Source organism: Herbaspirillum rhizosphaerae (assembly GCF_001189965.1).
GTDB classification, from domain to species: domain Bacteria; phylum Pseudomonadota; class Gammaproteobacteria; order Burkholderiales; family Burkholderiaceae_D; genus Herbaspirillum; species Herbaspirillum rhizosphaerae.
Window position 1 is genome coordinate 188,391 of record NZ_LFLU01000005.1, and the last position, 25,175, is coordinate 213,565.

The window sequence follows — 25,175 nt, forward strand, 5'->3', positions numbered from 1 at the left end:
CGTGTCTGCATCGGTACGCGCACTTCCCCCGTCCGATAACGATCATATGCCGCTTTTAATTCTTGTGGCGGTCCGATGCGACTACGTTACGACAATTAACGGCATTTTTTTTGTTTGCTTCAGAACTGTTCCCACTGATCGTCGCCGTCGGCCTTCGGAGCGGCGATGGCGCTGGCGCCGGTTTTGACGGAGACGGCAGGCGCTTTCGCTTTCTGTGCGGCAACGGCAGGCGGTTGGGATGCCGCAGCCGCAGGCCTTGGCGGCGCCGGCTTGCGCACCGGCGCACTGACCATGCCGGCGCCGGAAATCTTGAACACGCTCACGGCCTGAGTCAGGCGGCCGGCCTGGTCTTGCAAAGATTGTGCGGCCGCAGCAGCCTGCTCCACCAGTGCGGCGTTTTGCTGCGTAGTCTGATCCATTTGCGTGATGGCCTGGTTCACTTGTTCGATGCCGTCGCTCTGCTCCTGGCTGGCGGCGGTGATTTCGCCCATGACGTCGGTCACGCGTTTGACGCTGGCGACCACTTCATCCATGGTGACGCCGGCTTGCGCCACCAGCTTGCTGCCCTGGCCGACTTTTTCCACCGAGTCGTCGATGAGCGTCTTGATCTCCTTGGCCGCCGCTGCCGAGCGTTGCGCCAGGCTGCGCACTTCCGAAGCGACCACGGCAAAGCCGCGCCCCTGTTCGCCGGCGCGGGCAGCTTCCACTGCGGCGTTCAACGCCAGGATATTGGTCTGGAAGGCAATGCCGTCGATCACGCTGATGATGTCGACGATCTTCCTGGACGATTCGTTGATCGATTCCATGGTGTCGACCACCTGGCCGACCACGCTGCCGCCCTGCACCGCGACGGTCGAGGCCGACGCCGCCAGTTGATTGGCCTGGCGCGCGTTGTCGGCATTTTGCTTGACGGTGGAGGTCAGTTCTTCCATGGCCGAGGCGGTTTCTTCCAGCGAGCTGGCTTGCTGTTCGGTGCGCGAAGACAGATCGAGGTTGCCGGTGGCGATTTCACCGGAAGCGGTGGCGATGGTGTCGGTGCTGACGCGCACTTCGCCGACGATTTGTTGCAGGCGGGCATTCATGGTCTTGAGCGCCTTGAGCAGCTTGCCGGTTTCATCCTTGCTGCTGCTGTCGATATGCGAGGTCAGGTCGCCGGCGGCGACGGTTTCCGCCAGATTGACGGCGCGGTTGAGCGGTTGCGTGATGCTGTGCGTCGTGACGTAAGCGATCGCACAGGCCAGGATAATCGCGACGGCGGTCAATGCGACAATCAGATTGCGGGCGCTGGCGTATTCCTGCTCAACACTGGCGGCAGCATCCTGCATCAGCTGGTCCTGAAATTTGTTCAGCTCGTTGAGCGATTTCAGGTAGCGCTGCTGGAGGTCGAAGGTCCCGCCGGTAAAGAGCTGATTCAGGGCCTTGTCCTTGTCGCCGACAGCGATGCTTTTGAGCACCTGGTCGCTGGCGGCGGCGTAATCGGCGCGGGCGCGCTGGATTTCATTAAAGAGTGCACGGCCTTTTTCCGACTTGATGGATTTGTCCAGCTTGTCCATGTCGGCCGCCACTATCTTGATCGCCACGGGGATCAGGTCGTTCTGCAGCTTGAGCTGCGCCGGATCTGTCATCAGCAGGAGATTGCGCGTGGCGCGGATGATCAGGTTTTCCTGATTGATGATGTCGCTGGCGTAGACGGTTTTCGGATAGGTTTGTTTGACGACCGCGGACATCTGCTGGTTCAGGGCTGACAAGCGGTTGCCGCCTACGAAACCGGTGATGATGAGCAGCGCTACAAGAATGGCAAAACCGGCGCCCAGGCGGACGCCGATTTTCAGATTGGTGATGCGCATTTGATTCTCCCTTTTTTATTTATATGCGCCTGCCACTTTTGCGGGGGTGTGAACAGTGGACATATCAGACGTTATCGGAACGAACATTCTTGTTCTTGAGCATCGGAAACAAATAAGTTTTACCGCATTTATTTCACTTGAAACCTTGTGCTTTTCCCGTCATTCTGTTCCGTTGGCATCCGCTTTTGCGTTGATGGCAAGGCGAAAGGATGAGTAGTGTATGATTCCGGCGCAGCATGGAAGAGTAATCAAGAGCAACTGAGCGTAATGAATAGTCGGCAACAGTCGGTGATAGGGGCTTTCCCGCGTTGGCCGCGATCAATGAAATGAGTGTATGGATTACTTGCAGTTACTGGATGTGCTGTTGCACGTCGACAAGTCCCTCGGCATCCTGATAGAGCAATACGGCACGATGATTTATGTAGTGCTGTTCCTGATTATCTTCTGCGAAACCGGCCTGGTGGTGCTGCCGTTTCTGCCCGGCGATTCGCTGCTGTTCATTGCCGGCACCTTCTGCGCTACCGGCGCGATGAATATCTGGCTGCTGATGTTCCTGCTGGTGGTCGCCGCCATCACCGGCAACACGCTCAATTATTGGATAGGCAGTGCGATCGGACACAGGGTCTTTACGCACAATTACCGCTGGCTGAATCCGGAAGCGCTGGCCAAGACCCACTCTTTTTACGAAAAGCACGGCGGCAAAACCATCATCCTGGCCCGTTTCACGCCCATCGTCCGCACCTTTGCACCATTCATTGCCGGCGTCTCGGAAATGACCTTCATCAAGTTCCAGTTCTTCAACATCATCGGCGCCTTGCTGTGGGTGGTCGGGCTGGTGGTGTTCGGCTACCTGTTCGGCAACCTGCCGTGGGTGCGCCAGAATCTCAATACGCTGGTGCTGATCGGCATCGCCGCCGCCATCTTGCCGATCATCCTGGGCGGCTTGTGGCAGTTCTATCGCAAGTTCGGCCGGCGCAAATAAATCTGCGCCGGGCTTTTCCTCACGCCGTCTCCTGTTTTCTTAAAATTCCTCCCAGTGCGCATCGGCGGTGCCGGGGGCGCTTGCCTTGCTGGTTACCAGCTTCCTGGCCGGCGTCGCGCCGACTGTCGGCGGCCGCGGCGTGATGTCGCGTGCCGTGCGGACAGGATGTGCCGGTTGCACCGAGGTCGCCGGCGCTGAGGGCTCGCCGATCAGCTGGCGTTCATCCAGTTTGAAGACGCCCACTACCTGCGCCAGATGGCTGGCCTGATCCTGCAATGATTGCGCAGCAGCAGCGGCCTGTTCGACCAGTGCGGCGTTCTGCTGCGTGGTCTCGTCCATCTGGGTGATGGCATGGTTGATCTGTTCGATGCCGTCGCTTTGCTCTTGTCCGGCCGACGTGATCTCGCCGACGATATCGGTCACGCGCCGCACGCTGGAGACCACTTCTTCCATGGTATGGCCGGCTTGCTCGACCAGCTTGCTGCCGTTGCCGACCTTTTCCACGGAATCGTTGATCAGGGTTTTGATTTCCTTGGCGGCGGAGGCGCTGCGTTGCGCCAGGCTGCGCACCTCGGAGGCGACCACCGCAAAGCCGCGTCCCTGCTCGCCGGCGCGCGCCGCTTCCACTGCCGCGTTCAATGCCAGGATATTGGTCTGGAAGGCGATGCCGTCGATTACGCTGATGATGTCGACGATCTTCTTCGACGATTCATTGATCGACTCCATGGTGTGGACCACCTTGCCGACTACGCTGCCGCCCTGCATCGCCACTTCCGATGCCGACACCGCCAGTTGGTTGGCCTGGCGCGCGTTGTCGGCGTTCTGGCGCACGGTGGAGGTGAGCTGTTCCATGGCGGAGGCGGTTTCTTCCAGCGAACCGGCCTGCTGCTCGGTGCGCGAGGAGAGGTCGAGGTTGCCGCTGGCGATTTCCGTCGTCGCGGTGGCGATGGTGTCGGTCCCGCGCCGCACCTGGCGCACGATGCTTTGCAGGTTGTCGTTCATGGTCTTGAGCGCGCCCAGCAACTGCGCGGTCTCATCCTTGCCGCTGGTGTCGATCTCGGAAGTCAGGTCGCCGGCCGCCACGGTTTTCGCCACGGCGACGGCGCGGTTGAGCGGCCTGGTGATGCTGCGCGTAATCGTGAAGGCGATGAAGCCGGCCATCGCCAGCCCGACCGCCGCCAGCAAAATCAGCATGTTGCTGGCGTGCTGATAATTGCGATCAACTTCTTCGCCGGAAGCCTGCATCATTTCGTGTTGTTGTTTGATCAATTTCTCGACTGCGCCCATGTAGGCGCTCTGCACCGGACGCACGTCGCTGATGAGCAGATCGATCGCGCCTTCCTTGGTGCCTTCGGCGACCAGCTTGAGCACCTGGTCGCGTTTTTCCAGGTAGTTCTTTTGCGCGGTCAGCAGATTGGCCAGCAGCGTGCGGCTCTGGTCGTCGGTCAGGCGCTTGTCGAGTTCGGCCAGTTGGGTCTGGATGGCTTTTTCGGCGCCGACGATGCGGTCGCTTTCGCTCTTGATCTGCTGGGCGTCTTTGAGCAGCAGGATATTGCGCACCGAACGCGCCACCAGATTGAGCTGGTCGATGATGTCGCCGGCGATGACGGTCTTGGGGTATTTGTCATGAATGACGTCGTTCATCTGGCGGTTGAGCTGCGATAGCCGGTTGACCCCGACCACGGCCATCGCGACCATGAGCAGCATGAGCAGACCGAATCCGAGCCAGAGACGGCTGCTGATCGTAATGTTGGCAATCTTCACGTGTTTCTCCCCTCTGTAAAACATGCAATGACAATGTTGCTGTTTGAAAAGAATCGGGCGGTGCTGCCGGGCAATGCGGCTACGACGTGATGAAAAATTTGAGCAAAGAATATTGCTGCGAGCGCGGGGCTGCTCTTCCATCATTGTTCATGGATGGACAAGAAGCAAATAAATAGCGCTGTCTAAGCGTAATCAGACTCCGGAACCATCATACGATTGCCGCTTCGGTCGGCCATGCGGGGAAATGACGTGCTTATACCGATCTGTTTGCAAGAAGTACGTAAAACAATCGCAAATCGGTTACGCGGGAGAAATATTGGAGGCCAGGGGAGGGCGCAAAATAAAACTCCCGATGCGGGGGGCATCGGGAGCGTGTCGTTACTGTACGTAAGTCAGATCTGAATCAGATCAGGTCAGCTTGTTCTTGGCCAGCGGCGGATTCTTGGAGAAGTATTTCTTGATGCCGGTCATGATGGCGTCGGCCATGTCATCCTGATAACTGTTGTCGGTGAGCTTGGCTTCTTCTTCCGGATTGGAGATGAACGCCGTCTCGATCAGGATGCTCGGGATGTCCGGCGCTTTCAGCACGGCGAAACCGGCTTGTTCGACGGCGCCCTTGTGCAGCTTGTTGATGCCGCCGATTTCCCTGAGCACGGCGTTGCCGATGCGCAGGCTGTCGTTGATCTGGGCCGTGGTCGACAAGTCCAGCAGGACGCTCGCCAGTTGCTTGTCGTGGGTCTTGATGTTGACGCCGCCGATCATGTCGGCCGCGTTTTCCTTGTTGGCGAGCCAGCGCGCAGCGGTCGAGCTGGCGCCTTTTTCCGACAAGGCAAACACTGACGAGCCGCGCGCGGTCGGTTGCACGAAGGCGTCGGCGTGGATCGAGATGAACAAATCGGCCTGCACCTTGCGCGCCTTTTGCACGCGCATGCCCAGCGGCACGAAGAAATCAGCGTCGCGGGTGAGCATCACGCGCATGTTCGGCTGTTCTTCGATCTTTTTCTTGAGGCGCTTGGCGATCGACAGCACCACGTCTTTTTCGCGGTTGCCGCGGCTGCCGATGGCGCCGGGATCTTCGCCGCCGTGGCCGGGGTCGAGCGCGATGGTGATCATGCGCGTCAGTTGCAGCTTGGTGTCGTCCTGCGGCCTGGCCTTGGCGACCTGCGGCGGATCGTCATCCTGCGCTTGTGCTTGCGGCGCGGGTTTGGCGTCCGGCCTGGCTTCGGCCAGCGGCGGTTTGATCTCGGTCTGCTGATCCTTGGGCCAGTTGCCCTTCTGGATCAGCGCGGCGATCGGATCGGGCGGGTTGGCCGGATACAGATCGATGACGAAGCGGTATTTGTATTCGCCGACCGGTTCCAGCGTGAACACCTGCGGCTTGATTTCGTCCTTCAGGTCGAACACCAGGCGCACTACGCTGGGGCGGTTCTGGCCCACGCGGACTTGCTTGATGTAGGGATCGTTGGGCTGGATCTTGGCGACCAGGTCTTTCAGTGTCGAATTCAGGTCGATGCCTTCGATGTCGACCACCAGGCGTTCCGGATTCTTGACGACGAAATGGGTGACCTTGAGGTTGCTGTCGTTTTCCAGCGTGACGCGGGTATAGTCGTCGGAAGGCCACACGCGCACCGCCAGAATTTGCGATGCCAGCGCCGGCATGGGAGTCAATACGGAGACGAGGAGCGTGCCGCCTGCCTTCAGGATGGTGCGGCGAGTCTTGGATATCAGAGATTTGGTGCGAATTTCAGTCGAGCGAGGCATTGATGACCCTTGTCAGACAACGCTCGTAATTCTACATCACGTCCGTGTCCTGCAACCGTTAGCGAAATATGGATGTCGGGGGCGGGCAACACTGGCTCGCCTTTTTCCGGCCATTCGATGATACAGACGCTGTTTTCGTTGAAATGTTCACGAAAACCCGCCTCCAGGAACTCTTCCGGACTGGCCATGCGGTAGAGGTCGAAGTGGATAACGGTTACCATGCGGTCTGCGAGCTTGACCGGGTAGGGCTCGGCCAGCGTGTAAGTCGGGCTTTTGACGCGGCCTGCATAGCCGGCGGCGTGCAGCAGCGCGCGCGTCAGGGCGGTCTTGCCGGCGCCGAGGTCGCCGTGCAGATAGATCGCCATGCCCGGCTCCAGCACTTGCGCCAGCGCGGCGCCCAGCGCAGCGGTGCCGGCTTCGTCCTGCAAATGGGTGTGTCGGATATGTTCAGGCGGCATGGATGGCGAAGAAGGCTGCAAAAATTTTGTGTAAAGACGTAATGACTGTGATGCGATGACTGACCTGGTAGCACTTGCCGACACCATCAAAGCCTGGGGGCGCGAACTCGGGTTCGCCGACCTGCGCATTGCCGATGTCGATCTGTCGCATCGGGAAGCCGGTTTTCAGGCGTGGCTCGACAAGGGTTACCACGGCGAGATGGATTATATGGCAAGCCACGGGATGAAGCGCGCCCGGCCTGCGGAATTGGTGCCGGGCACGGTGCGCGTGATCACCGCGCGCATGCCCTACCTGCCGCGCGCGACGTCGCCCGACTGGCGGGAACGGGAAGAAGCGCGCGGCGCCGACGGCAGCGCCGCGGTGGTCTCGCTGTACGCCCGCGGGCGCGACTATCACAAGGTGCTGCGCGCGCGATTGCAGCAACTGGCCGGCCGCATCGAAAACGAAATCGGCAGCTTCGGCTATCGCGTCTTCACCGACTCCGCGCCCGTGATGGAAGTCGCCCTGGCGGAAAAATCCGGCCTCGGCTGGCGCGGCAAGCACACCTTGCTGCTCAACCGCGAAGCCGGCTCCATGTTCTTCCTCGGCGAACTGTTCACCGACCTGGCGCTGCCGGTCGACGAACCGGTCACGCCGCATTGCGGGCAATGCCGCAGCTGCATCGACGTCTGCCCGACCCAGGCCATCGTCGCGCCTTACGAACTCGATGCACGCCGTTGCATTTCTTACCTCACCATTGAACTCAAGGGCAGCATCCCGGTGGAGCTGCGCAGCCTGATCGGCAACCGGGTCTACGGCTGCGACGACTGCCAGCTGTACTGCCCGTGGAACAAGTTCGCGCAAACCTCGACCTTGCCCGACTTCGACGCGCGTCACGGCCTCGGCAGCGCTTCGCTGATCGAGCTGCTGAACTGGAGCGAAGACGACTTCAACCGCAACACCGAGGGCAGCGCGATCCGCCGCGTCGGGCATGAACGCTGGTTGCGCAACATGGCGGTCGGTCTTGGCAACGCCGCCGCGACGCACAAAGGCGAACCGGCCATCGTCGCGGCTTTGCAAGCGCGGCTCGCACATCCTTCCGCGCTCGTGCGCGAGCATGTCGAATGGGCGCTGGAGCGACATTCCTTGTAAAGTGTTGTCTCCACAAAAAACAAAGATGGAGACAAGAGATGTCAAAACTGAAACCGCTCTCGCTGGCCTTGCTGTTGACCGGTTGCGCCGCCATGTCGCTGGCGCATGCCGCGGCCAACGATGCCGCCACTGAAACCCTGCAGGTCGCCGGCCTGTACAAGAAGGCCGAAATCCTCATCGACAAATGGGGCGTGCCGCACATCTACGCCGCCAGCCAGACCGACGCCTTTTTCGTGCAAGGCTTCAATGCGGCGCGCGATCGCCTGTTCCAGATCGACCTGTGGCGCCGCCGCGGCCTGGGCCAACTGTCGGAAGTGTTCGGTCCCGCCTATGTGGCGCAGGACCAGGCCACGCGGCTGTTCCTGTATCGCGGCGACATGCAGCGCGAATGGGATTCCTACGGCAAGGAATCGCAGCGCGTGGCGACTGCCTTCGTCGCCGGCATCAACGCCTACGTCGATTTCGTCACCGCCCATTCTGAGCGTCTTCCCTATGAATTCAAACAACTCGCCTATCTGCCTGCACGATGGCGTCCGGAAGACGTGGTGCGCATCCGCAGCCACGGCCTGACGCGCAATCTGACCAGCGAAGTGGCGCGCGCCAACGTCGCCTGCAAGGCCGATCTCAAGTCCGACGAGATCCGCTTCGGCCTGACGCCGAAATGGGAGGCGACGATGCCGGAGGGGCTCGATCCCTGCCTGCCGAAAGACTTGCTCAAGGTATTCCAGCTGGCCACGCAAAACGTCAAGATCACCAAAGACAGTTTGAATGCCCGGGCGGACGATCACGGCGACAGCATCCAAATCGCTGCCGCGGAAAACCTCGAAGAAACCATGGAAGGCAGCAACAACTGGGTGGTGGCGCCGTCGAAGTCCGCCACCGGCCGCGCCATCATGGCCAACGATCCGCATCGTGCTTACTCCGCACCGTCGCTGCGTTACATCACGCATCTGAGCGCGCCCGGCATGAACGTCATCGGCGCCGGCGAACCGGCCTTGCCGGGCATTTCCATCGGCCACAACGGCACCATCGCTTTCGGCCTCACGATTTTCAACATCGACCAGGAAGACCTCTACGTCTACGAGCTCAATCCCGACAATCCGAACGAGTACAAATACCAGGGCAAGTGGGAACCGTTCACCGTGTTGCACGAGCAGATCGAGGTCAAGGGCGGCGCACCGGTCACTGCCGATCTGACTTTCACGCGTCACGGTCCGGTGATCTTCGTCGAAAAAGAAAAGAACCGCGCCTTCGCGGTGCGCTCGGGCTGGCTGGAGCCGGGCATGTCGCCTTACTTCGGCAGCATCGATTACATGCGCGCGAAGAATTTCAAATCCTTCAAGCGCGCCATGCTCAACTGGGGCGCGCCGACCGAGAATCAGGTCTATGCCGACGTCAAAGGCAACATCGGCTGGGTGCCGGGCGGCCTCGCGCCCAAGCGTCCCAACTGGGACGGCCTGATGCCGGTGCCGGGCGACGGACGTTACGAATGGAACGGATTCTGGAGCGGCGATCAGCTGCCGTCGACCTACAATCCGAAGAAGGGTTGGTTCGCCTCCGCCAATCAGATGAACCTGCCGGACGACTATCCGTATCAGGAGCGCAAGCTCGGTTTCGAATGGACCAACAATTCACGCTTCACCCGTATCAGCGAAGTGCTGGCGTCGCTGAAAAAGGTATCGCTGAAGGATTCCATGCGTTTGCAGAACGACGACTTGTCGATTCCGGCGCGCCGTCTGGCGACGCTGCTCAAACCGCTGTCTTCATCCGATGCGCAGACGCAGGCGGCATTGAACGTGTTCAACGGCTGGGACTATGTCGAACGCGTCGATTCGCCGCAAGCCGCGCTGTATGAGGTCTGGCTGACGCGCCATCTCGGCAAGGCCTTCAAGGACGCAGTCCTGAGCAAGGAAGCCGCCGCAGCCATGGGGGCACCCGACGTGGCGGTCGTGCTCGATACGCTGGAGCAGCCGCAGACACGCCTGGGAAGCAACGCCGCCGACGCGGCGAAGAAGCGCGACGAGATCATGCTTGCCAGCCTCAGCGGCGCGTATGCCGAGATGGTCAAACTGCAGGGTGACGACGCCAGCAAATGGCAATGGGGCAAGCTGCATCACAATCTGATGGAGCATCCGCTGGCCGGTGTGGTGGACGACGCGACACGCGCCAGGCTGAATGTCGGTCCGTTGCCGAAGCACGGCGGCGCGTATTCGCCGAACCAGTCGACCTATCGCCCGAGCGACTTCCGTCAGACCAATGGCCCGTCGTTCCGCGTGGTGGTCGACGTCGGCAACTGGGACAAGTCGGTGGCCGTCAATTCACCGGGACAATCGGGCGATCCGGACAGCCCGCATTACCGCGATCTGGCCGACAAGTGGCTGAACGGCGAATACTTCCCGCTGCTGTATTCGCGCAAGGCGGTGGAGAAGGCGACGACGCAGAGGATCGTGCTGGAGCCTGCCAGGTAAAGCGTGTGAAGTAAGTCAGTCAACGAGATGCTGTCGTCCCGGCGCAAGCCGGGACCCGGTGTCTTGAGGTCGCTGGGTTCCGGCTTTCGCTGGAGAGACAGGGCGGAGCAGGAAGGCGCCGCAATCAATGCACCAGCGTCAGCCAGAACGGAATCGTCACCGCCGACACCAGCGTGCCCAGTGAGATCAGGAAGGCCGTCACCGGCCCGTTGCCTCCCATGCGCGCAGCGAGGATGTAGCAGCTCGACGCCGTCGGCAGCGAGCAGAACAGCACGACGATTTGCAGCTGCAGGTCCGGCAGGCCCATCCAGCGTCCCAGGCAATAGGCGACGGCCGGTACGGCCAACAATTTGATGGCGGTGAAATAGGCCGACATCAGCTTGCCTTCGCGCATGCCCGACAAGCGCAGGCCAGCCCCGACCATCAGCAAGCCAAGCGCAATCGAGGCGCTGCCCAATCGCGACAGCACGGCGCCGGCGACTTCCGGCAGGGTCAGGCCGCACAGGCTGAACAGCAGGCCCGAGCCGGTGGCGATCAGCAGCGGATTCTTGCCGAGTTCCTTGAACAGGTTGCCGCTGCGATGCGCCAGCGCATGCACGGCGGCCATGTTGCAGAGGGGCACGCCGAAGCCGATCAGCAGCGCCATCAGCCCCACGCCTTGTTCGCCGGCCAGGCGCGAGGCGATCGCCAATGCGATGTAGGAATTGAAGCGAAAGGCTGTCTGCATGCCTGATTCGTAGGTCATCGGGCTGGCTTTGATGAAGGGTTTGCCTATCCATGTCAGCGCGATGCCGGCCAGCAGCGCCAGCACGCCGACCTGCAGGAATTTTCCGGTGGTTTCCAGGTGCAGCTGCAGGCGCGCGGTCGAGTAAAACAGCAGCGCCGGGAACAGCAGGTAGTACACCATCTTTTCCATGCCGGCCCAAAAGGCGTCGCCCCAGTCGGTGATGCGGTAAATCACCACGCCCATCAGAATGAGCGTGAAATCGGGGAGGAGGAGCGAAGCAACTTGCATGGTGTTGTATGTTTACTTGAGCAGACGCGCCAGTTCGACTGCGGTCTTGACGTTCATCTTGTCGAAAATATGGGCGCGGTGGACTTCCACCGTGCGCATGCTGATGCCGAGTTCGTCAGCGATGATCTTGTTCATCTTGCCGGCCAGGATCAGGTCCAGCACTTCGCGCTCGCGCGTCGACAGCGCTTCGAGCCGCACACGCACGGCATCCTGTTCGCCGGTTGCCAGCGATGCCTGCAGGGCTTCCAGCACGCGGTCCATCAGCTGGTTGTCGTTGAAAGGTTTTTCAAAGAAGTCGAAGGCGCCGTTCTTGAGCATGTCGACCGCCATCGGCACGTCGCCGTGGCCGGTCAGAAAAATCACCGGACGCCGCCGCGTGATGCCGCGGCTCTTCAGCGTATCGAACAGCGCCACGCCGCTTTGATCGGGCATGCGCACGTCCAGCAAAATGCATTCGCCTTGCGCGTCGAAGTCGCCGGCCTGTTCCATCGCTGCCAGAAATTCAGCGCCGCCGGCGTAGGCGGTCGCCGCGATGGCGCGCGATTGCGCCAGCCATGTGAGCGAGTCGCGAATGATTTCTTCGTCGTCAACAATGTGCAGCATCGGATGAATGAGTTTGCGACGCTCTGCCTCGGCGGGCGTCTTTATTTTTATTCAATTGGCGGAACCCTGAGCAGGCAGGGAGAAGCGGAAGATTGTACCTCCTGTGGGATTGTTGGCATAGGTCAGCGTGCCGCCGTGGAATTCGATGGTGGTGCGGCAGATGTTCAGACCCATGCCCATGCCCTCGGCCTTGGTCGAGAAAAACGGTGAAAACAGGCCGGCCGCAACCTCGGGCGGAATCCCGTGTCCCTGGTCGATCACGGAGACGACGATAGCCTGCTGGCTGGACTGCGACGACGAAGTGTTGCGATCCGGCGCGGCGGCAATGCGCAGGATGCGGCGCTCCGGCGAGATGGCCGCCATCGCCTGGATGGCGTTGCGGGTCAGGTTCAGCAGCACCTGTTCGAGCAGCACGGCGTCGCCCAGCACGTTCGGCAGGTTGGCGGGGATGGCGGTCTGCAGCACCACCAGGAATTGCTGCGCCTGCAGTTCGATCAGCGGCGTGACGTTGTCGACGATGCTCTTGATGGAAATCGGCTGGCGTTCCGGTTCGCGCTTCTTGACGAACTGATGCACGCTGCGGATCACGTTGCCGGCGCGCTGGGCCTGGGTGTTGATTTTTTCCAGCGCCGGTTGCAGCGAGGCCGGATCGAGCGTGCCGTTCTGCATCATGTTGAGTGCGCCGGTGGTGTAGCTGGAGATGGCCGCCAGCGGCTGGTTCAGCTCGTGCGCCAGCGTCGAGGCGATTTCGCCCATGCAGGCCAGGCGCGCGCTGGCCTGCAGTTTTTCTTCCTGCATGCGATTCAGGTCTTCGGCGCGTTTGCGGTCGCTGATGTCGAGGATGGAACCCATCCAGCCGGTTTGCTTGCCGTTCTGGTCCACTAGCGGCGATTCGAAAATCAGCACCGGAAAACGTTCGCCGTCGATGCGCTGGAAGATGGTTTCGAATTGCGGCGTGACGCGTCCGGCCAGCACCTTGGAAAAACGTTCCTGGTATTCGTCCATCGCTTCCGGCGCCCAGTAGGGCATGGGCGGGATCTTGCCGACCAGCTCGTCGGCGGCAATGCCGACCATCTTGCAGAAGGCCGGGTTGACGTAGGTGATGCGGCCTTCCAGGTCGCGCGCGCGCATGCCGGTCACCAGCGAGTTTTCCATCGCGCTGCGAAAGGAGACTTCATTGACCAGCGCGTCTTCGGCCGTCATGCGGCGGTTGATGTCGCGCCACAGCGCCCACAGGCTCCACAGCAGGCCCAGCGACAGCACGATGACCGAACCGACCAGCAGGTTCGGCAGCAGTTTGGGTGCGCTCTTGGTGCTGTTGGTGTGCAGGCGCAGGGTCAGGCCCGGCAACTCCAGCTCGCGGCGATGGGTATAGACGTTCAGGCCGGGACCGCCGGCGGTGCGGCGCGCCACGACTTTGTCGTCGGTGTCGGTGAGGACGATTTCGTTGTCCTGGGCAAACCACCACGGCACCATTTCATTGAGCACGCGCGAGACCGAATAGCTGGCCACGACGCTGCCGACGTAGTGGTGATCGCGGAATAGCGGGATGTGGTAGTCCATCAGGGTCGGTTCGGCGATGCCGGGCGGTACGGCCGGCGCGCTATACAGCGGTCTGCGAATGGTGCGGGAATGTTCTTCGGTTTGCTGCGACGGCGCCGATAGCGCATTGCGCGCCACCGGGAAATCGTCGGTCGAGGCCACGGGTTTGCCGTCGGCGTTGAACCAGGTGACGCGATAGAACTCGCGGTTGTTGCGCAGCAGCGCGTTCAGCCGCGTGCGGAACTGCTCCTTCTTCAGATGATCGCCGACGATTTCACGCGCGATCAGGCGCATGCTCTCGTCGTCGCGGCTGAGCTGGAAGCGGATGGCCTGTTCGACCCACAACGAGTCGGCGATCAGTTGCTCCTGCCGCTCGCTGGACTCCATTTGCTGCGCCTGGCGCGGCAGCCAGATCAACGTCATCAGGAACAGCAGCACCAGCAGGATGGGCATGGCCCAGCGCAGCAGATGACGGCGTCCGGGCGACAGCAGGTGAGAGGGCGAAGAAATTTGCGGCGGGGTCATGGCGCCCTGTTTGTCGATGGAGATGAAGTGCGGCTAGTTTAGCGTGCTTACGGCGCGATGGGACGAGTCGGGAAGATGATGCGATGCACCATGCAAATTGTGGTTATCCACACTTGTCTTGAAATTCCCTCATGGCAAAATGCGCTCAAGTCAAAATTGTGACTACCTATTTCTATAACCAAAAAGGGGACGACAATGAAACTCAAGTCATTGGTATTTGCACTTTCTGCAGCGGCGATTATTGCCGGTAATGCCTGCGCACAGGCGCCTATCCTGATCAAATTCAGCCACGTGGTGGCCAACGATACGCCGAAGGGTAAAGCCGCCGAGCGTTTCAAGGAACTGGCCGAGAAAGCCACCAAAGGCCGCGTGAAGGTCGAGGTCTATCCGAACAGCACGCTGTACAAGGACAAGGAAGAACTGGAAGCGCTGCAACTGGGCGCGGTGCAGATGCTGGCGCCGTCGCTGGCCAAGTTCGGTCCGCTGGGCGTGAAAGAATTCGAAGTGTTCGACTTGCCGTACATTTTCCCGAGCAAGGAAGTGCTGTATCGCGTGACCGAAGGTCCGATCGGCAAGGATCTGTTCAAGAAGCTGGAGCCGAAGGGCATCACCGGCCTGGCGTATTGGGATAACGGCTTCAAGGTTATGTCGGCCAACAAGCCGCTGCACGTGCCGGCCGATTTCCGCGGCCTGAAGATGCGTATCCAGTCGTCCAAGGTGCTGGACGCGCAGATGCGCGCACTGGGCGCCAATCCGCAAGTGCTGGCCTTCTCCGAGGTGTATCAGGCGCTGCAGACCGGCGTGGTCGACGGCACCGAGAATCCTCCATCCAACTTGTACACCCAGAAGATGCACGAAGTGCAGAAGCACGTGACCATCTCCAATCACGGCTACCTGGGCTATGCGGTCATCGTCAACAAGAAGTTCTGGGACGGCTTGCCGCCTGATATCCGCACCGCACTGGAAGGCGCGATGAAGGATGCCACCAAGTACGCCAATGCCATCGCTCAGCAAGAGAACGACGCCGCGCTGGCTGCCGTACAAAAGACCGGCAAGACCACTATCTATACCCTCAACGACAAGGAAAAGGCCGAATGGCGCAAAGCCCTGGCGCCGGTGCAGACGCAAATGGCCGACCGTATCGGCAAGGACCTGATCGCTGCAGTGAACAAGGAAGCGGCGGCGTTAGGCCAGAAATAAGTCGTATATCAGTCAGAAATAAAAATGTTCTAAGAACGTTCGGCGCAGTGCAGGAAATTCCCTGTACCGCGCCGAAAAAATACTGGCAGGGAAGGGCAAGTTTTACTTTCCCACCCACTGAGGAGACACGATGTTGAAATTTCTCGACCACTTGGAAGAGTGGCTCATTGCATTCCTGATGGCGGCGGCGACCGTCATTATCTTTATCGCGGTGGTGCACCGCTATGCTTCCGGTTTGCCGATCCCCTGGCTGCAGGACGAACTGATCCAGATCAACACCAGCTGGGCCCAGGAGCTGTGTATCTACATGTTCGTCTGGATGGCCAAGTTCGGCGCCGCTTACGGCGTGCGTACCGGCATCCACGTCGGCGTCGATGTGCTGATCAATCGGATGAACACGCCATGGCGCAACAAGTTCGTGGTGTTCGGCCTGCTTGCCGGCGCTTTGTTCACCGGCATCGTCGGCACCCTCGGTGCAGAATTTGTCTGGGAAATCAGCCAGCATTCCAGCACTTCCGAAGTCATGGAAGTGCCGATGTGGATCGTCTACCTGGCGGTGCCGCTGGGTTCGTACCTGATGTGTTTCCGTTTTCTCCAGGTGGCATGGGCGTTCATCAAGACCGGTGAATTGCCTAAACATGACCACGCTTACGTCGAAGGTCTGGACGAAGAAATCAAAGGAGAAAAAGCATGAACGCAGCCATTATCTTTATCCTGCTGTTCGGCCTGATGCTGACCGGCATGCCGATCTCGATTTCGCTCGGCCTGACGGTATTGACCTTCCTGTTCACGATGACCGACGTGCCGATCCAGTCGGTGGCGCTGAAGTTGTTTACCGGGATCGAGAAGTTCGAAATCATGGCGATTCCGTTCTTCATCCTGGCCGGCAATTTCCTCACCCACGGCGGTGTGGCGCGGCGCATGATTAACTTCGCCACGGCCATGGTCGGTCACTGGCACGGCGGTCTGGCGTTGGCGGGCGTGATGGCCTGCGCCTTGTTTGCCGCGGTGTCCGGCTCGTCGCCTGCTACCGTGGTGGCGATCGGTTCGATCATCCTGCCGGCGATGGTGCGCCAGGGCTTCCCGAACAAGTTCGGCGCGGGTGTGATCACGACCTCGGGCGCATTGGGCATCCTGATTCCGCCGTCGATCGTGATGGTGATGTACTCGGTCTCGACCAATACCTCGGTGGGCAAGCTGTTCATGGCCGGTGTGGTGCCGGGTCTGATGCTGGCGTTCCTGCTCGGCCTGACGACCTGGTATCTGGCGCGCAAGCACAACTACCCCCGCTTGCCCAAGGCGAGCTGGGCTGAGCGCGGCGCGGCGTTCCGCAAGAGCGGCTGGGGCTTGTTCCTGATCGTGATCGTGATGGGCGGCATCTACACCGGCGTGTTCACGCCGACGGAAGCGGCGGCGATGGCGGCGGTGTATGCCTTCATCATTGCGGTGTTCGTCTACAAGGACATGAGCCTGAAGCAGGTGCCCAAGGTCTTGCTGGACTCCGCTTCGATGTCGGCGATGCTGCTGTACATCATCACCAACGCGGTGCTGTTCTCTTTCCTGGTGACCAGCGAAAACATCCCGCAGGCAATGGCGGCGATGATCACCGACAGCGGCCTGGGTCCGATCACCTTCCTGCTGGTGGTGAACGTGCTGCTGCTGCTGGCCGGCAACGTGATGGAACCGTCTTCGATCGTGCTGATCATGGCGCCTATCCTGTTCCCGGTGGCGATGAAGCTGGGCATCGATCCGGTGCACTTCGGCATCCTGATCGTGGTCAACATGGAAGTCGGCATGTGCCATCCGCCGGTCGGCCTGAATCTGTACGTGGCCTCCGGGATCACCAAGATGGGTATCACCGAGCTGACCGTGGCGGTCATGCCATGGCTGCTGACGATGCTGGCGTTCCTGGCGCTGGTGACCTACGTGCCGCAGATTTCGCTGTGGTTGCCGAACCTGGTATTTGACTGATGCAATTGCCGCCGGGGCCCGTAGACAGGGGCTTCTGGCGGCATTGTTGTTTTGGTGAGATGTTGTTGAAAAGTATGTTTTTCGTTTGCGCAAAAATTACTTTGAATGCAGAACAAGTACTGTTAAAGTGCGACCTTCGTCTGGAAAGACGTCAGAATTTGTAGTCGCAGTATTGTTGTCGGTCATGCTTTAAAAATAGAATTTTAAGTGGGTGATACATAACAAACGGTATTGATACCGAGGATACTGAGGAGACGTGGGTTCAAGAGACTGTTGAAACGGCCGGAACGCACAGGGGTTAGTTTGAGGCGCATCGTGAGATGCGCCTTTTTTATTTTGTGCGCCGGGTTCGTCTTCTGCTCTTGCATTCAGCCCGACAGCCCGAGCGGATGCATGCCGGTCGGCGTCTGTATCAGCGCCAGCAGGTGCGGCGTCTGCCCGGCGGCCGGACGATGCATGGCGATCTGGCTTTGCAGGCCGATCAGCCTGAGGTTTTCCGTGATGACTTCGGCCTCGGGATGAAAACCTTCCAGCTTCGCCAGGGAACAGCCCTGATCCTGCATGTTGTCGGTCGGATGGCTGGAGCTGCTCCACTGGATCAGGCTGGGCATCACGCCGTTCATCACCAGCTTGCCGTCCAGCGGAATGGTGATGCGCCATTGCAACGCGCCGCGGCTCATGTCTTCGACCGGGCCCAGCGGAATTTCCGACGCTGCCGCTGCCGCCTCGATGTCGTCGGTGCGCACCACCCAGCTTGCCAGGCGCGGCTTGCTGCCTGCGGCCAGATGATCCAGCCCGAACCAGCGCGCACGGTCGGCCGGCGGCGCGGCCGGGTTGATCGCAATCACCTCCAGGTAAAACCCGCGTCCCAGTTTCAGCAGGGCGTTGTGGGTGCCCAGGCGGACATGTTCGCCGCCGGCTTGCGGCGACACGCCCAGCGTCTGTTCGATGTAGGCAATCCCTTCGGCGAGCGTGGGGGCGGTGATGACGAGGTGATCGGCGTGGCTGACTGGCATGGGCGTCTTGTTCTTTCGTAGGATTGGCAGGGACCGGCGACGATGTGCTTAAATAGCGTATTCCATTTATATGTCTGAATGATGAAGAATACCCAGGCGGGCGATATTTTTTCTGCCATCGTACACGTACCGTTCGGCGGCATCGGCATCCGCACCTCGGCGGGCGTGATTCAGGAGATGGTGTACCTGCCCAAGCACTTCCGCGAAAAAGACGCCACCGACGCGCTGGCCGACAAGGCCGCCAAACAGATCCTGCGTTACATCGACAAACCGGACTACAAGTTCAAGCTGCCGTTGGCCGAGACCGGCTCCGAATTTCAGCGCAAGGTCTGGGCTGCGATTTCGTCGATTCCGTGCGGCGAGGTGCGTACTTACGGCCAGATCGCCAAATTCATCCGGTCGGCGCCGCGTGCGGTAGGGCAGGCCTGCGGCGCCAACTGGTTTTCGCTGGTGATTCCTTGCCATCGCGTAACAGCGTCGGGCGGACTCGGCGGTTTCTCGCATCATGACGACGAAGACGGCTTTCCCCTGAGCGTGAAACGCTGGCTGCTGGCGCACGAAGGTGTCGATGGCTATTGAAGCAGACAAGGTCGCCGAACCGATCAAGCCGGTCAAGGCGACCAAGGCCGCCAAGCCCGCACAGAGGCCTGCAGCCAAGCCGCGCAAGGTCGCCAGCGGCAAAGCCCCCAAGGTCGAAGCCACCGGCGCCAGCCTGGCCGCCATCGACGAGTTTTGCGACACGCTTTGGCTGGAAGACGGCCTCGCCAAGAATTCGCTGGAAGCCTACCGGCGCGACATGACGCTGTTCGCACATTGGCTGCAGACGCAACGCCGCAAGGATCTGCTGGCGACCACCGCGGACGATCTCAACGCTTATTTCGCCGCGCGCCATGCCGACACCAAGGCCAGCTCGGCCAATCGCCGGCTGGCGGTGCTCAAGCGCTTCTTCCTGCTGGCGTTGCGCCAGAATCGCATCACCCAGGATCCCTGCCTGCGCCTGCGTTCGGCCAAGCAGCCGCCGCGCTTTCCCAAGGTGTTGTCGGAAGGCCAGGTCGATGCGCTGCTGGCCGCGCCGAACGTCTCCACGCCGCTGGGCCTGCGCGACCGCACCATGCTGGAGCTGATGTACGCCAGCGGCTTGCGCGTGTCGGAACTGGTATTGCTGAAGTCGGTGGAAGTCGGCATGAACGAAGGCGTGCTGCGCATCACCGGCAAGGGCAACAAAACGCGCCTGGTGCCCTTCGGCGAAGAAGCGCGCAGCTGGATCGAGCGTTACCTGCGCGAAGGCCGCCCGCTGATCCTGGAAGGCCAGATCGACGATGCCCTGTTCGTCACCGCACGCGGCGGCGCCATGACGCGCCAGATGTTCTGGACGCTGATCAAGAAATACGCCATGCAGGGCGACATTCGCGCACCGCTGTCGCCGCACACCTTGCGCCATGCCTTCGCCACGCATCTGCTCAACCACGGCGCCGACTTGCGCGTGGTGCAGCTGCTGCTGGGGCATGCGGATATTTCGACCACCCAGATTTATACCCACGTGGCGCGCGAACGATTGAAGAAATTGCACGCCGAACATCATCCTCGCGGTTGAACGGGCAGAGGTAAAAGTGGTGGCATAATGTGCGCCAACTCCGGGTTCCGCAAGCGTATCAAATGAGCTCCAAAAAAGACCACATCTCCGAAACTCCCGCCACGCAATTCTTGCGCAAGCAGGGCATTTCCTTTACCGAACATCCTTACGCCTACGAAGAACATGGCGGCACCAGCGTGTCGGCGCGCGAGCTGGGCGTGGACGAACACGTCGTGGTCAAGACGCTGGTGATGCAGGACGAAGCCGCCAAACCGATGCTGGTGCTGATGCACGGCGACCGCAAGGTCTCGACCAAGAACCTGGCGCGCCAGATCGGCTGCAAATCGGTGGAGCCTTGCAAGCCCGAGGTGGCCAACCGCCATTCCGGCTTCCTGATCGGCGGCACCTCGCCGTTCGGCACGCGCAAGGCCATGCCGGTGTATGTGGAAGGCAGCATCCTCGAATTGCCGAAGATTTACATCAACGGCGGGCGTCGCGGTTTCCTGATCGGCATCGCGCCGGAGGTGATTGCCAGGGTCTTGTCCGGCAAACCTGTACACTGCGCGCTGGAAGAATAAGCAACCCAAAGCCGCTGCAATAAAGAGGCGGCACAGAGAAGAAAACAAAAGAGTAATAGAGGAACAGATGAATACAGTATTGTTTGCAATCGCGGCCTACCTGATCGGCTCCATTTCCTTCGCCGTAGTGGTGAGCAAAGCCTTCGGCCTGTCCGATCCGCGCACCTACGGCTCCAAGAATCCCGGCGCCACCAACGTCCTGCGCAGCGGCAACAAGAAGGCTGCCGTACTGACCCTGATCGGCGACGGTTTCAAAGGCTGGCTGGCAGTCTGGCTGGCGATGAAGTTCGGTCCGCAATACGGCGTCGACGACACCGGCATCGCGCTGGTGACGATCGCGGTCTTCCTCGGTCATCTGTGGCCGGTGTTCTTCCGCTTCGTCGGCGGCAAGGGCGTGGCGACGGCGCTGGGCATCTTGCTGGCGCTGAACGTCTGGCTCGGCGTGGCGACGCTGGTGACCTGGCTGGTGATCGCTTACGCCTTCCGTTATTCCTCGCTGGCGGCGCTGATCGCCAGCGTGTTTGCGCCGTTCTACTACGGCCTGCTGTTCGGCAGCGCCGACGGCATCCTGCTGGCGGTGCTGGCAATGAGCGCCTTGCTGATCTACCGTCATCGCAAGAACATCGCCAATCTGCTGGCCGGCAAGGAAAGCAAGATCGGTTCGAAGAAGAAGTAGGCTGCAAGCGGTCGCATGGCCCGAGGGATGATTAGCCTTCCCAGGGCAACAGAAAATTAAACGACCGTTGTTGCGGCGACATTTTGCGGAACAGCTGGAATTTGCGCCATGTTCGCGGCATGAAATCAGTCTTCATTGTCTCCGGCAATTGCCTTTGCCGTTCCACTGTGTGTTTGGCCCGGTTATAGCAGCGGTAGCACCAGGATGTGGAAATCAGCAGATAGTTGGCAAGCTGTGCAATGTTGTTGTCGCAGTGCCCAAGAAGTTTGAGATAGGCCGCGGCGCGTGAATGATGCGGGTTGACGGCGTGTTCTGCAGCAGCCGTTTCTTTCAACTCCAATACGGTCAATGGATTATCTGCATTGTCGCTGCTTAGCTTATTGAGCAAAGGGTGACAGTCGTGCTCCGGATCGTCGCCGTAATCCCAGGCGTCCAGCCGCACCGCCATGCGCACTTGTTTCTCCGTGTAATTCACCAGGTGCTGGTAGAGATAGCTGAATAGCAAATCGATGTGGGCCGGGTTATGGAAATCGATTTCCGATCCCTGTTTGATACGCATCTTTTCGGCCATCAGCCACGCTTCGCCGATCACATCTTCCGCTTCATATTCCCCTTTTGTGGCAGCCGAGATTCTTTTGAATTTGGCTTTGTGTTTGATCGCGAAAGCTTCAAAGTCGCTATGAGACATCTTTTTCTGAAAAAAGGACGCATCTTAGCCGGGGGTGTTTCCTGGGGGAATCGTATTACGGGGAGATAGTCCTTGTTTCTTGATTGAGTTCATCCAGCGGCCAGCGCGGCCGCACGCTGAAGGCGTAGTCGCGCCTGGCGGCTTCGGGATGTTCCTGCAGGCGCATGGCGCCGGCGAAGGCGATCATCGCGCCGTTGTCGGTGCAGAACTCCAGTTCCGGATAAAACACCTGATAACGGCGCTTGGCCGCCGCAGCGTTCAGGGCTTCGCGCAATTGCTTGTTGGCGCCGACGCCGCCGGCGATCACCAGGCGCTTCATGCCGGTGTGCTTGAGCGCGTTCATGCACTTGGCGACCAGCACGTCGACGATGGCGTCGACAAAGGCGCGTGCGATGTTGGCCTTGTCCTGTTCGCAGATATTTGTGGTCTGATTCTTGACCACCGTCAGCACGGCAGTCTTCAGGCCAGAGAAGCTGAAGTCGAAGTTCTTGGAGTGCAGCATCGGGCGCGGCAACTGATACACGCCGGGCTCGCCGAATTCCGCCAGGCGCGAAATCGCCGGTCCGCCCGGATAGCCGAGGCCGAGCAGCTTGGCCGACTTGTCGAAGGCTTCGCCGGCAGCGTCGTCGAGCGTCTCGCCGAGCAGTTCATAGCGGCCGACGCCATCCACGCGCATCAATTGCGTGTGACCGCCGGACACCAGCAAGGCGACAAAGGGAAACTGCGGCGGATCGGACGACAGCAGCGGCGACAGCAAATGACCTTCCAGATGATGCACGCCGAACACCGGCTTGTCCAGCGACAGCCCCAGTCCGCAGGCGACCGAAGCGCCGACCAGCAAGGCGCCCGCCAGTCCGGGACCTTGCGTGTAGGCGATGGCGTCGATGTCGCTGTGGGCGATGCCGCTTTTTTCGAAGACCTGCTTTAGCAAGGGAATGGCGCGCCGCACGTGGTCGCGCGAGGCCAGCTCGGGGACGACGCCGCCGTACTCCTCGTGCATGGCGATTTGCGAATGCAGGGCGTGGGCGAGCAGGCCTTTTTGCGTGTCGTATAACGCCAGGCCGGTTTCATCGCAGGAGGATTCGACACCGAGAACTATCATTGCAGCAGGGGAAACAGTGAGAACGCCGATGCGTTCGAAGGCGCTATTGTAAAGGAAAGGCGCGGCTGGCCCCGGCTGCGCACAAGGAATGCCGCTTGGTGTACCCTTGCGCACATGAAAAATGAGCGCAATGGACGAGAGTAAAACATGACGGATGCAAAGGACTCAGGCACAGAAATGCTGGCAGCGGCCCGCTTCATCAAAGAGATCGGTCGCGGCAAGGACGGCGCGCGCAGTTTGTCGCGCGAGGATGCGGCGCTGCTGTACGGCGCGATGCTGGACGGCCGCGTCAGCGATCTTGAGCTGGGCGCCATCTTGCTGTCGATGCGCGTCAAGGGCGAGTCGGTGGAAGAAATCGCCGGCTTCCTGGATGCCTCCGAAGCTTCGTTCACGCCGCTGCAGGCGCCGCCCGGAAACTACGCGCCGGTCGTCATTCCCAGCTACAACGGTTCGCGCCACATGGCCAACCTGACACCGCTGCTGGCCTTGTTGCTGGCGCGTGAAGGCGTACCGGTGCTGATGCATGGCGTGACGCACGACCCGCAGCGCGTCACCAGCGCAGAGATTTTCGAAGCGCTAGGCATGCATCACGCCCACGATGTCGACGCGGCGCAAGCGGCATTGGCGCGCGGCGAACCGGCGTTCATGCCGATCCAGTCGCTGGCGCCGAAGATGGCGCGCATGCTGGCGATGCGGCGCGTGCTGGGCGTGCGCAACTCCACGCATACGCTGGTCAAGATCATGCAGCCCTTCGCCGGTCCGGCATTGCGTCTGACGTCTTACACGCATCCCGAATACCTGGAAATGCTGGCCAGCTATTTCGTCACCGCTGCGCCGCATGAACGCGGCGATGCTTTCCTGATGCGCGGCACCGAAGGCGAGACGGTCGCCAACGCGCGTCGGGCGCAACAGATCGACTGGTTCCATGCCGGCGAACGCACGCTGCTGGTGGAAAAACAAAAAGTGGCGGAAGAGATTCCGGACTTGCCGGAAGGCCGCGATGCCGAGGCGACCGCGCGCTGGATCAAGGCCGTGTTGGCCGGTGAGAAATCTGTGCCTGAAGCAATTGTTGAACAAGTGGAACATTGCGTTGCCGTCGCTGCGGAGATTGCTGCGCGGTAAGCTGCCGCAGCAGTGCCGATCAGCCGTCGGCGAGATGGCGGCGTCAGGTAAGCGAGCAGGGCTGCAGTACTCGTATCTTTTTTTATTGTGCTGGTGATGCCGCAATCAGGCTTTGGTTTTTGTGCCGGCCTTGGCGACCACAGGCGCCGTGATTTGCGCGAAGGCAAAGATTACTTCCTTGACGATCTTGCGTTGCGGCGCAGGAAGATTGATGAAGGCTTCGAACGCTTCCCTTTCGCGGTAGCCGATGGCTTCTTCCCAGCGCGCGCGGCGCTTGTCGATGCGCTTGCCGATTTCTTCGCCGAAGCGCAGATGTTGCGGCGTGACAATCAACCACTCGGCAAGCGTCTCCAGCTTGTCCTGATTCGGCATTGATTCACCGAGAAGCCAACGACGCACACCGTGCAACGTCATCGGTTTCCCCCAATAGCGCAAATTGAACTCGCGTTCCAGGACTGCAGGCTTAGGCTCATATCCCGCTTTTTCCATCGAGGCGCGCAGTCGTTTTGCAAATTTTTCGTTCGCGTTTTCCATGACGGGAAGTTACTGCCTAGTAGCTAAAAATTGGGTACGTTTGCGTTTCTGAATAATTACGCGGAGGATGTGACTTGTAATCAACTCGGCAAATTGCGGCCTCGTTTTGTTCATCTTGTCTTATTTTTAACTTGACTGATAGATAACAATTGTAACGTGTCTGAATCTGTCAACATGACGCCCAGCAAGACTTTCAGGCCGGTAACGCAATTTTCCCGGCGTCATTTTTTCGACAAACTACCAGGGCGTATGTAATCTCGTATCATGTCGTCTGGCAAGTAAAGGAAATTTGATAAATTGTTAAAATAATCAGTTAACTTTCGTTACGGAAATGCGGCTTGAAGAAGCCGGGATTTTTTGGTGCAGACAGGCTAGAATAGGCGCGGATAAAGGGATTGCGCCGATCGTCGCGAATGAACAATGAGCAAACGGCGATCGCAAAACAGGCGCTGAAAAGATAAAAGCGGATCAACGTGGACCAACTGCTTATGCGTCGCATTTTCGCGATGCTTTTTCTCCGGCCTTGAATACATAAAAATCTGACGCCCGTTGCACGCGGTGTGTGCATGGGATCAGCAGCATTGGTTGTTGTGAATTATTTAGCTTCATTTCGTCACT

At 60.0% G+C, this 25,175-nt stretch carries 22 protein-coding genes; 11 read left to right on the plus strand and 11 right to left on the minus strand.

The window, feature by feature from the left end:
- Positions 1–119: 119 nt before the first annotated feature.
- Positions 120–1,847: a methyl-accepting chemotaxis protein gene (locus AKL25_RS09845; RefSeq protein ID WP_050477468.1), complete on the minus strand. Its 1,728-nt coding sequence runs from the start codon at positions 1,845–1,847 to the stop codon at positions 120–122.
- Between the two features lie 334 nt (positions 1,848–2,181).
- On the opposite strand from AKL25_RS09845, the gene AKL25_RS09850 reads away from it, so the two are divergent.
- Positions 2,182–2,829 (plus strand): VTT domain-containing protein, encoded by a 648-nt coding sequence (locus AKL25_RS09850; protein WP_050477469.1) that lies wholly within the window; start codon positions 2,182–2,184, stop codon positions 2,827–2,829.
- Positions 2,830–2,868: 39 nt separating this feature from the next.
- On the opposite strand, the gene AKL25_RS09855 is transcribed toward AKL25_RS09850, so the two are convergent.
- The 3 genes from AKL25_RS09855 to tsaE form a co-directional block, all read right to left on the minus strand.
- The gene (locus tag AKL25_RS09855) at positions 2,869–4,617 is read right to left on the minus strand and encodes a methyl-accepting chemotaxis protein (RefSeq protein WP_083444630.1); all 1,749 of its coding nucleotides are present in this window, start codon (positions 4,615–4,617) and stop codon (positions 2,869–2,871) included.
- Positions 4,618–5,001: 384 nt separating this feature from the next.
- On the minus strand, positions 5,002–6,354 hold the full coding sequence (locus tag AKL25_RS09860) for an N-acetylmuramoyl-L-alanine amidase (protein WP_050477471.1): 1,353 nt from the start codon (positions 6,352–6,354) through the stop codon (positions 5,002–5,004).
- Positions 6,318–6,812, minus strand: a complete 495-nt coding sequence (gene tsaE / locus AKL25_RS09865) for a tRNA (adenosine(37)-N6)-threonylcarbamoyltransferase complex ATPase subunit type 1 TsaE (protein WP_050477472.1) — start codon at positions 6,810–6,812, stop codon at positions 6,318–6,320. Before tsaE ends, AKL25_RS09860 begins: the two co-directional genes overlap by 37 nt.
- A gap of 55 nt (positions 6,813–6,867) precedes the next feature.
- On the opposite strand from tsaE, the gene queG reads away from it, so the two are divergent.
- Both queG and AKL25_RS09875 read left to right on the plus strand, forming a co-directional pair.
- A complete protein-coding gene (queG, locus tag AKL25_RS09870; RefSeq protein WP_050477473.1) occupies positions 6,868–7,944 on the plus strand; it encodes a tRNA epoxyqueuosine(34) reductase QueG in 1,077 nt (358 codons plus the stop codon).
- A 38-nt stretch (positions 7,945–7,982) separates the two neighbouring features.
- Positions 7,983–10,412, plus strand: coding sequence for a penicillin acylase family protein (locus AKL25_RS09875; protein WP_050477474.1), 2,430 nt, complete (start codon positions 7,983–7,985; stop codon positions 10,410–10,412).
- Between the two features lie 124 nt (positions 10,413–10,536).
- Here AKL25_RS09875 and AKL25_RS09880 read toward each other — a convergent pair whose 3' ends face one another.
- The 3 genes from AKL25_RS09880 to AKL25_RS09890 are packed head-to-tail and all read right to left on the minus strand — an operon-like array spanning position 10,537 to position 14,097.
- A complete protein-coding gene (locus tag AKL25_RS09880; RefSeq protein WP_050477475.1) occupies positions 10,537–11,427 on the minus strand; it encodes an AEC family transporter in 891 nt (296 codons plus the stop codon).
- A 12-nt stretch (positions 11,428–11,439) separates the two neighbouring features.
- Positions 11,440–12,030 (minus strand): response regulator transcription factor, encoded by a 591-nt coding sequence (locus AKL25_RS09885; RefSeq protein WP_050477476.1) that lies wholly within the window; start codon positions 12,028–12,030, stop codon positions 11,440–11,442.
- A gap of 51 nt (positions 12,031–12,081) precedes the next feature.
- Positions 12,082–14,097: a two-component system sensor histidine kinase NtrB gene (locus AKL25_RS09890; protein WP_050477477.1), complete on the minus strand. Its 2,016-nt coding sequence runs from the start codon at positions 14,095–14,097 to the stop codon at positions 12,082–12,084.
- Between the two features lie 195 nt (positions 14,098–14,292).
- Between AKL25_RS09890 and AKL25_RS09895 the strand changes: the two genes are divergently transcribed.
- The 3 genes from AKL25_RS09895 (at position 14,293) to AKL25_RS09905 (ending at position 17,268) form a co-directional block, all read left to right on the plus strand.
- Positions 14,293–15,297, plus strand: a complete 1,005-nt coding sequence (locus AKL25_RS09895; RefSeq protein WP_050477478.1) for a TRAP transporter substrate-binding protein — start codon at positions 14,293–14,295, stop codon at positions 15,295–15,297.
- 133 nt (positions 15,298–15,430) lie between these two features.
- The gene (locus AKL25_RS09900; RefSeq protein WP_205627230.1) at positions 15,431–15,991 is read left to right on the plus strand and encodes a TRAP transporter small permease; all 561 of its coding nucleotides are present in this window, start codon (positions 15,431–15,433) and stop codon (positions 15,989–15,991) included.
- Entirely contained in the window at positions 15,988–17,268 is a 1,281-nt protein-coding gene (locus AKL25_RS09905) for a TRAP transporter large permease (protein ID WP_050477480.1), read from the plus strand. The genes AKL25_RS09900 and AKL25_RS09905 overlap by 4 nt, the downstream gene beginning before the upstream one ends.
- A 368-nt stretch (positions 17,269–17,636) precedes the next feature.
- On the opposite strand, the gene AKL25_RS09910 is transcribed toward AKL25_RS09905, so the two are convergent.
- Positions 17,637–18,284 carry a VOC family protein gene (locus AKL25_RS09910; protein ID WP_050477481.1) on the minus strand — a complete coding sequence of 216 codons (648 nt, stop codon included), beginning with the start codon at positions 18,282–18,284 and terminating at the stop codon, positions 17,637–17,639.
- Between the two features lie 81 nt (positions 18,285–18,365).
- Here AKL25_RS09910 and AKL25_RS09915 point away from each other — a divergent pair, with 81 nt between their 5' ends.
- The 4 genes from AKL25_RS09915 to plsY all read left to right on the plus strand — a co-directional run bounded on the left by AKL25_RS09915 (position 18,366) and on the right by plsY (position 21,111).
- Positions 18,366–18,863, plus strand: a complete 498-nt coding sequence (locus tag AKL25_RS09915) for a methylated-DNA--[protein]-cysteine S-methyltransferase (RefSeq protein WP_050477482.1) — start codon at positions 18,366–18,368, stop codon at positions 18,861–18,863.
- A complete protein-coding gene (gene xerD, locus AKL25_RS09920; RefSeq protein ID WP_240475695.1) occupies positions 18,853–19,878 on the plus strand; it encodes a site-specific tyrosine recombinase XerD in 1,026 nt (341 codons plus the stop codon). Before AKL25_RS09915 ends, xerD begins: the two co-directional genes overlap by 11 nt.
- 62 nt (positions 19,879–19,940) lie before the next feature.
- Positions 19,941–20,435, plus strand: coding sequence for a Cys-tRNA(Pro) deacylase (ybaK, locus tag AKL25_RS09925; RefSeq protein ID WP_050477483.1), 495 nt, complete (start codon positions 19,941–19,943; stop codon positions 20,433–20,435).
- Between the two features lie 67 nt (positions 20,436–20,502).
- Positions 20,503–21,111, plus strand: coding sequence for a glycerol-3-phosphate 1-O-acyltransferase PlsY (gene plsY / locus AKL25_RS09930; RefSeq protein WP_007876612.1), 609 nt, complete (start codon positions 20,503–20,505; stop codon positions 21,109–21,111).
- Positions 21,112–21,142: 31 nt separating this feature from the next.
- Here plsY and AKL25_RS09935 read toward each other — a convergent pair whose 3' ends face one another.
- Both AKL25_RS09935 and tsaD read right to left on the minus strand, forming a co-directional pair.
- On the minus strand, positions 21,143–21,799 hold the full coding sequence (locus AKL25_RS09935; RefSeq protein ID WP_050477484.1) for an RNA-dependent RNA polymerase family protein: 657 nt from the start codon (positions 21,797–21,799) through the stop codon (positions 21,143–21,145).
- A 55-nt stretch (positions 21,800–21,854) separates the two neighbouring features.
- Positions 21,855–22,901, minus strand: a complete 1,047-nt coding sequence (gene tsaD / locus AKL25_RS09940; protein ID WP_050477485.1) for a tRNA (adenosine(37)-N6)-threonylcarbamoyltransferase complex transferase subunit TsaD — start codon at positions 22,899–22,901, stop codon at positions 21,855–21,857.
- 147 nt (positions 22,902–23,048) lie between these two features.
- On the opposite strand from tsaD, the gene ybiB reads away from it, so the two are divergent.
- Positions 23,049–24,023: a DNA-binding protein YbiB gene (gene ybiB / locus AKL25_RS09945; protein ID WP_050477486.1), complete on the plus strand. Its 975-nt coding sequence runs from the start codon at positions 23,049–23,051 to the stop codon at positions 24,021–24,023.
- 105 nt (positions 24,024–24,128) lie between these two features.
- Here ybiB and AKL25_RS09950 read toward each other — a convergent pair whose 3' ends face one another.
- A complete protein-coding gene (locus tag AKL25_RS09950) occupies positions 24,129–24,557 on the minus strand; it encodes a hypothetical protein (RefSeq protein ID WP_050477487.1) in 429 nt (142 codons plus the stop codon).
- Positions 24,558–25,175 lie beyond the last annotated feature (618 nt).